Source organism: Acidiferrobacteraceae bacterium (assembly GCA_037388825.1).
Classification (GTDB): domain Bacteria; phylum Pseudomonadota; class Gammaproteobacteria; order Acidiferrobacterales; family JAJDNE01; genus JARRJV01.
Map to the genome: position 1 here is coordinate 1 of JARRJV010000117.1, position 6,672 is coordinate 6,672.

A 6,672-nucleotide genomic window follows, 5' to 3' on the forward strand; every position below is an offset into this window, starting at 1 on the left:
TGGATAGGACAAGGGCCGCGATAGCGGGCGGGTACAGGGGCGCGGCAACCCACAGCACGAAAGATCCAGGCAAGGCGAACATATACAGGATGACCTGCAGGCCAATCAGGGCCAGCACCAGAAACCAGCTGCCGGCATAACCCCGCGCCCAATTCAGAGCTTCCCGTGCGTCCAGCAGTCCGCTGACATGAACCAGGAACCCTGCCGCCAGGAGCAGGACCACAATCAACGGTTTGCGCAAGTGCGCCAGAGCGAAAGCCTTTTGTTCCACCTATTGTTGACGCCTACCAGGACGTTGCTGCGTGGCTCCACTATAGCCCACGCAAGGGTAGAACGAAATCGGGGTTACCGTCGAATAGCCCGTGCGATACGGTACAATGCATCCATGGGCCGACTTTTTCACATGCTGGTATTCCTCGCCTGCATTGCACCTGCCTCCGCAAGACTCCTGCAGGAAGATCTGCCCGAGGGCAACGACCCCAGCGCCATCGTGTTCCGCTACCAGGATTCGGAGACGCAACAGTATCTAGGAATCCATTTCCTGTCGAAGCGAAAAATCCGCTTCGTTTTGCGTGTGGACGAGGACTGCCACAAGAGAATAGAAGGGACCGCGATCAATCGCGCGCGCAACTATGCGATCGACGCCGACGAAGCGGGTGTGCTTTACCCCGCCAATGAGTATATCTACCGCGAGCACAACGGACATACCCTTTATATCCGTATTGCTGCACAGACGAAGGGCTTCAAACAAGACAAGGCCTACGTGTTCGAAACGAAGGATCGCAGTCGCTGCCCGGTGTCCGAGGAAATGATGCAACGCGAGCGCATGGGTCTGCACTTGGTGCAGCCTTCCCGCGGATCACCGGCATCCCGACACTAGCCGGCTGATTCGGCTGACGCCGGTCGATGGCTCGCCGGTTCAGCAGTTTCACCGTGCCTCCAGGTGGCCCAACTGCGCGGGTAGCTGTCAGGGGCGGGCGTAAACCTGGGTAAGCCAGACCGTATTCTGGTTCTCATAGTCCTTGCGAAAACCCGCTTCTTCGATCCAGGCCTGGACCTGTTCCGGATCATGGAGGTAGTTGCGGTAATCGGACCGGATCATCCACATCATCACCGCAGTCAACATGGAACCGATGCGCGTCATCAGGCGGACCCTCGGATAGGTGAGCGCAATCGCGCGGTTCGTATGGGCAAGCGATTTGTGGACCAGGCCATCGGCATCGGGGTAACAGCAGATGACCTTGTCGAGAATGGTGATGTCCGCGGCTTCGATGTCATCGGCCAGGGCAACGAAATCCCCGTCGATGTATCGGGTGCGTTCCGACAGCCCGGCTTCGGCCGCAAACCGGCGCGCCTCCTTCAGCATTTTCGGCGCCAGATCCACGCCGGTTGCCTGCCCCGCGCCCTCCCTCAGCAGGGACTGATGCAGGAATCCAACTCCGGAACCAATCTCCAGCAGCGAAGCGCCCTGGAAACCTTCGCGCCGCAGACCCTCGACCATTTGTCGCTGGGTATCGGTAAATCCTTTCTTTCGATAGCGCTTGCCCAGGCGCCGGGCCATGAAGGAAAACAGCCTGCCGGTGGATTGGTTGTGTCCGCAACAGTTCACTCCCTTGTCCTCCGTCTGAGTTCCTAGTCGTGTTCCTTTTTGCTCTCGGCGATGCGATCCATCAGGGCGAACATGACACCGGAAAAGACCAGGGTCAGATGAATTCCGACCTTCCATGCCAGATGGGTATTGTTCATGGCCGCTACGTTTACAAAAGACTTCAGCAACTCGATGGCCGAGATTGCGACGATGGAAGCGATCAGTTTGATCTTCAATCCGGAAAAGTCCACCTTGCCCATCCAGGACGGGCGGTCCACGTGTTCACCCACGTCAATCTTGGAGACGAAGTTCTCGTAGCCGCTGAAGATGATGATGAGCAAGAGGTTGGCGATCAGCGACACGTCCACCAGCGTCAGAATCGCCAGAATCATCTCGCTCTCCGTGGCCACGAACAGGCGCGGGACGATATGAACCAACTCCTGGCCAAATTTCACAATCAGGATCACGATGCTGAAGACCAGCCCAATATAAAAAGGTGCGAGCAGCCATCGGCTGTTGAACATCATTAGCTCTAGCGCGTGTTCCAGTTTCTTCATCGAATCACTCCAGGGGTTCGCCAGTACAAGGATGCGGGTCGTGGAACCGTGATCCTGACAAAATCTCCACGGAGCAACAAGCAGCGGTGCGGACCGCGAAAAAAAGCCTCAGAATCAACAAAAAACCGCCTCCCCTGCCGGGGAGGCGGATTGCTTGCCCGCATCAGCCGGGGGATTCGGTCAATGCGCTACCAGCAGAAGACTTACTTCGCCGCGGGTGCGGCTTCCTTCTTCATTTCCGTCTTGCCCGCACGACATTCCTTGTAGAACTTGTGACGCTCCTTCTTGTCCTTCAGGCCGGACTTTTTCAGCGCGGCCTTGCATTCGGCCTTCGTACCGGCGTAGACATTGGCGATCGGGGCGGTGAGAGCCAGACTCATCACTACGGCGCCAAGCACCGCGTATCTCTTCTTCATGTTCGCGTTCTCCTCAAGAGGTAGTCGAGACGACACACCACTGCGGCATGTCGCGTCGCAGTTAACGATTTGTGACAGGCAATGGAAAGCGCGAAAATGTAATTGTGACGATCTGAAAATCAGATCGACATTGGGTTTGTTTACACAATCTATACACAAGAGGCTCCCGATGCCGGATTTTTCTCCGAGACCTGCACTTGAAGACCGTCGCGCCGAACACAATCTTCAGAATGGCAGCGAGGTGACATGCCGATGAACGACGCAATAGAACGGAAGATCGCACGGGTGGTCCACTCGGTCCGTACACTTGAGGGTGGAGGGTTCCCCGTACGCCGGCCCTTCCCAACCGCCGACCTGCTCGATGTTGATCCCTTTCTGCTGCTGGACCATCTGGGCCCGGTGGCATGGGGGCCCGGTGAAGGAATCGGCGCACCGGATCACCCCCATCGCGGCTTCGAGACCGTAACCTATCTGCTCGAAGGCGAGATGCAACACAAGGATTCCGGTGGCCACAGCGGCAGCCTTCGTCCCGGCGACGTGCAATGGATGACCGCGGGAAGCGGCGTGGTCCATTCCGAATTACCCTCGCCGCGTTTCATGCAGGAGGGCGGCACCATGCACGGTTTTCAGATCTGGGTGAATCTGCCGGCAGCCGACAAGATGATCGCGCCGCGTTACCAGGAAGTGCCAAGGGACCGAATTCCCGAGGCACACAGCGGCGATGGCAGGGTGCGTGTACGCATCATTGCCGGTGAATCCATGGGTACCGGTGCGGTGATTGATACCCACACGCCCATTGTCTATCTCCACTTCACCCTGGAGCCCGGCGGCCGGATCACGCAGTCGGTCCCGGCGGACCACAATGGCCTGGTCTACGTCGTTCGTGGCGAGGCAACGCTTGCATCGGATGGCGTTCGCGTGCGTGAGGGACAACTGGCGGTATTGGGCGAAGGCGACGTTGTCACTGTGTCGGTTGCTGACGATGGCGAGACTACCGATCTGCTGGTACTCGCCGGCCGCCCAATCGGCCTGAAGCCCAAGCTAGAACTTGCCGACCACGTTTATGAACCAGCCCTGGCTGTTGAAGTCCATGTTGGTCAGGTCGTCCGAGAAGTTGGTGAAGTTGTAGCCGACGCCCATTCGCAGGTTGTTGCCCATGTGGCGGTAGATACCGACCAGCGCGCCGGCACGGGAGTCACCGGCGTCGATCTCGTCGCGCTGGCGCGCCTCCACACTCATGTCCCATTGACGCACAAAGTGCCAGTCCGCCCGCAGGATGATTAGCTGGCCGCGGCTGTTGAAGAACACCGGATTCGCGCGATCCGTGGCCATCTGGCCGAAGCGGTAGGCGTACTTGGTACCGATACTCCAGCGACGGGTCAGGTCGTACAACGCATCCAGGGACACGATCTGGCTGCGTTGCACGTAGTCGGCGCTGATACCGGCGGCACTGACCTGGTCGGGTGACGGCAAGTTGTAGAAGTAGGTGTACTTCGCCAGCGCGTTGAAGCGGTCCGATTCCACCGGACGATAGGCATAACCAAGTACGCCCTCGGCGAAGCGTCCGGCGTAGAACTCACCCTGGGTACTGGTGCTGTCGGACAGGTTCAGTTTTCCGATGAGGGTCCAGTCGGGACTGGTGCGATAGCTCAGCTTGTTCTTGAGCAGCCAGGTAACACGCTTGTCCGTGGATGTCTTGTCGGTCCGGTACTCCATGGCGCCGGTATAGGTCATGGCCTTGCTGGTCCGTCCGGCCGACAGGCTGAATGCGGTGCGGTCGAGGGGCGCATGGGTGAGATTGTCCACCAGAGTCCCCACCTCCGCCGAAGCACCGAAACGCCAACTCTTCTTGGTTCCCAAGTCGACGCCGTAGGTATGGGTCAATCCGGTTGGAACATCGCCATAGGTATATTTCTCCTCACCGTAGATGCTGAGGTTTTGCGAGGTCTGGGTACGGAAACCGGAGGTGAAGGTACCCTTCTCTTTTTGCACACCGAAGTCATCGCGTTCGTTGTCCAGCGCATACGTCGAATACAGCTTCGACTTGTCCGAAACCATGTATTCCGCCCCGGCCTTGGCGGCAGGACCAAGGTCCCCGTCCGAAACCTCGCCGTGCAGGACGAAGCGCTTGCTGGTCTTGTAATCGCCACCGGCCCCGATCCGGTTGTTGGCATCACGCGTGCCGCTATGCTCGGCCGTGACCTGACCGAAACCGTAGGCCTTCCAGTCCTTCTTGCTGTCATAGACGAACTTGACCGCCGCGTCCGTGCGGCTGCCCTCGGTCTGGGTCACCGGCACAACGGTGGAGTCGTCCTTGCGGGTATCGTGACGCACCCCGCCGACCACGGTCCAGTTTTCATTCAGGGGACGGGTCAGATCGGCGCTGAGTGCCTGCGTGCTCAAACCCAGGGTCTCCTTGCGCGCATCCATCTTCACCTTGAGCGAGGACGCCTTCTTCTTGCCCAGGGCCAGATTGAAGGTGCCGCCGTACTGCTCGGTGTCCTTGAGCGTGACCTGCCCGGGCGCGGAGTAGCCGGCGTCGCGCTGCTGGTAGTACGTCGTCATCCGTCCGTTCAGCTTGTCGGACAGGGAATGCAGATCGGCCGCGGCCTCGACACGGTTGGCGCGGGCCTGGGCATTGGGATTGGTATCCTGGGGAATCTGGCTAAAGCTGTAGCCGCCATCCAGAGAACTTTGCTCGCCCAGGCCCGGGCCCTGGGTAGCGGCGCTCTCCAGCTTGAGATACGTACCCGCGTCCTTACGCAGGGTCAGGTCGGCACCGGCCAGGGTCTGGCGCTGACCGAGCTGATCCTGGGCGGTGCCGGTGACACCCACCTTCACGTGATCGCCGAACCAGTGGGAGGCGCGTGCGCCATAGGCCACGTCGTTCAGCTGATCGAAACCCGGTACGTATTCGTAGTGCGCGACCAGGTACACCGGGTTGCCGCTGAGGGAACTGGACTGCACCAGAACGCTGCCGTCGGCCGTTGATGGCAAGGGCGCGGTCAGCTGAATGCGGCCCTGGATGGCATCGATGTCGTAGTCGGTTCCCGGCGTGAGGCGGTGACTGGTCAACACCAGTCCGGAATCCGCGTCGCGAACCTCCACCCACACGCTCTCCGAACCCAGGGTAATGTCCTGGTGATGCAGGAAGTACAGGGAACCGCCGGTACCGCGGAATTCCTCCCGCGCCCGTACGGTACCGGGCTCGGCGGCGAAGGTGTCCAGGCGGGTCTTGCGATCGCCGCTCGTCGTCGCGCCCTTGCTCTCGTAGTGTCCGTAGGCGCCGTACATACCGCGATCGACCCGGGCCAGATCCGTATCCAGCCATTCGGCCTTGAAGTTCCCCCACACGGCGAAGTCATCGTCCTTCTTCGCCTTGAGATAGAACTTGCCCTGGGTAGGCGCATCCTCGACGGTGTTGCTCTCGTCGCCGTAGGTCGGATAGTAGTATTTTGCGTCCAGACGCCGCAGCAGAACCTGCGGGTTCTTGTCCATGAAGCTGGTAAACAACTGCCCCAGCGGCATCTCCTCCGTATCGGCACTGGCGGTGATCTCCACGTCATGCCGGGTCTTGCCCTTCACGTAGAAGGCCAGGCGACCATCCGTGCTGGTGCCGTTGTTGTAGTGAGTGCTATCACCGGTGACCAGTGCCGCCGGTCCCGTGGTACTGTCCTGAGCGACGGTGAAATCGGCGATGCCGACGTAGTACCAACGCCCGGTATCGACACTGAGATCGCGTTGATACAGTTCGCCGTTGCCGGCGGCGTCCAGCACCGCCACCTCGGCGGTGAGCAAGTTGTCCGGCACGATCTGCTGGCTCACGAACTTGCCCTGCTTGCCCACCGGCGTGCGCGTTCCCATCACCCAGACCCGGTGGCCCGCCGGCACCGCCTCGCCATGTACCGTCACGGCACCGCCGCGCAGCGGAATATCCTGCCGCTGCAACTGGTTCGCGCCATAGGCCTGCGCCAGTTGCTGCGCGGTGGCCTGCGGGTCCGTCGGCCGCAACAGGTCCTTGCGACTCACCAGCCAAAGGGACTGCGGTCTGGTTTCGTCATAGTGGCCGAGCTTGTCGTACACGCGCAGGACGAACTTCAGTTTGATCGAC

Annotated in this window: 6 protein-coding genes; 2 read left to right on the plus strand and 4 right to left on the minus strand. The window is 60.1% G+C overall.

The window, feature by feature from the left end; genetic code table 11:
• A partial coding sequence (locus tag P8X48_13060; protein ID MEJ2108231.1) for a hypothetical protein occupies nt 1-271 on the minus strand: 271 nt, incomplete at its 3' end.
• Between the two features lie 114 nt (nt 272-385).
• Here P8X48_13060 and P8X48_13065 point away from each other — a divergent pair.
• Nucleotides 386-880 (plus strand): hypothetical protein, encoded by a 495-nt coding sequence (locus tag P8X48_13065; protein MEJ2108232.1) that lies wholly within the window; start codon nt 386-388, stop codon nt 878-880.
• An 87-nt stretch (nt 881-967) separates the two neighbouring features.
• Here the strand turns inward: P8X48_13065 and P8X48_13070 are convergent, their stop codons facing one another.
• The 3 genes from P8X48_13070 to P8X48_13080 all read right to left on the minus strand — a co-directional run bounded on the left by P8X48_13070 (nt 968) and on the right by P8X48_13080 (nt 2,561).
• The gene (locus P8X48_13070; protein ID MEJ2108233.1) at nt 968-1,609 is read right to left on the minus strand and encodes a class I SAM-dependent methyltransferase; all 642 of its coding nucleotides are present in this window, start codon (nt 1,607-1,609) and stop codon (nt 968-970) included.
• Nucleotides 1,610-1,632: 23 nt separating this feature from the next.
• Nucleotides 1,633-2,145 (minus strand): TIGR00645 family protein, encoded by a 513-nt coding sequence (locus P8X48_13075; GenBank protein MEJ2108234.1) that lies wholly within the window; start codon nt 2,143-2,145, stop codon nt 1,633-1,635.
• A gap of 203 nt (nt 2,146-2,348) precedes the next feature.
• Nucleotides 2,349-2,561, minus strand: a complete 213-nt coding sequence (locus P8X48_13080) for a hypothetical protein (GenBank protein ID MEJ2108235.1) — start codon at nt 2,559-2,561, stop codon at nt 2,349-2,351.
• A 252-nt stretch (nt 2,562-2,813) separates the two neighbouring features.
• Between P8X48_13080 and P8X48_13085 the strand changes: the two genes are divergently transcribed.
• On the plus strand, nt 2,814-3,845 hold the full coding sequence (locus P8X48_13085; GenBank protein MEJ2108236.1) for a pirin family protein: 1,032 nt from the start codon (nt 2,814-2,816) through the stop codon (nt 3,843-3,845).
• The last annotated feature ends 2,827 nt before the right edge of the window (nt 3,846-6,672 follow it).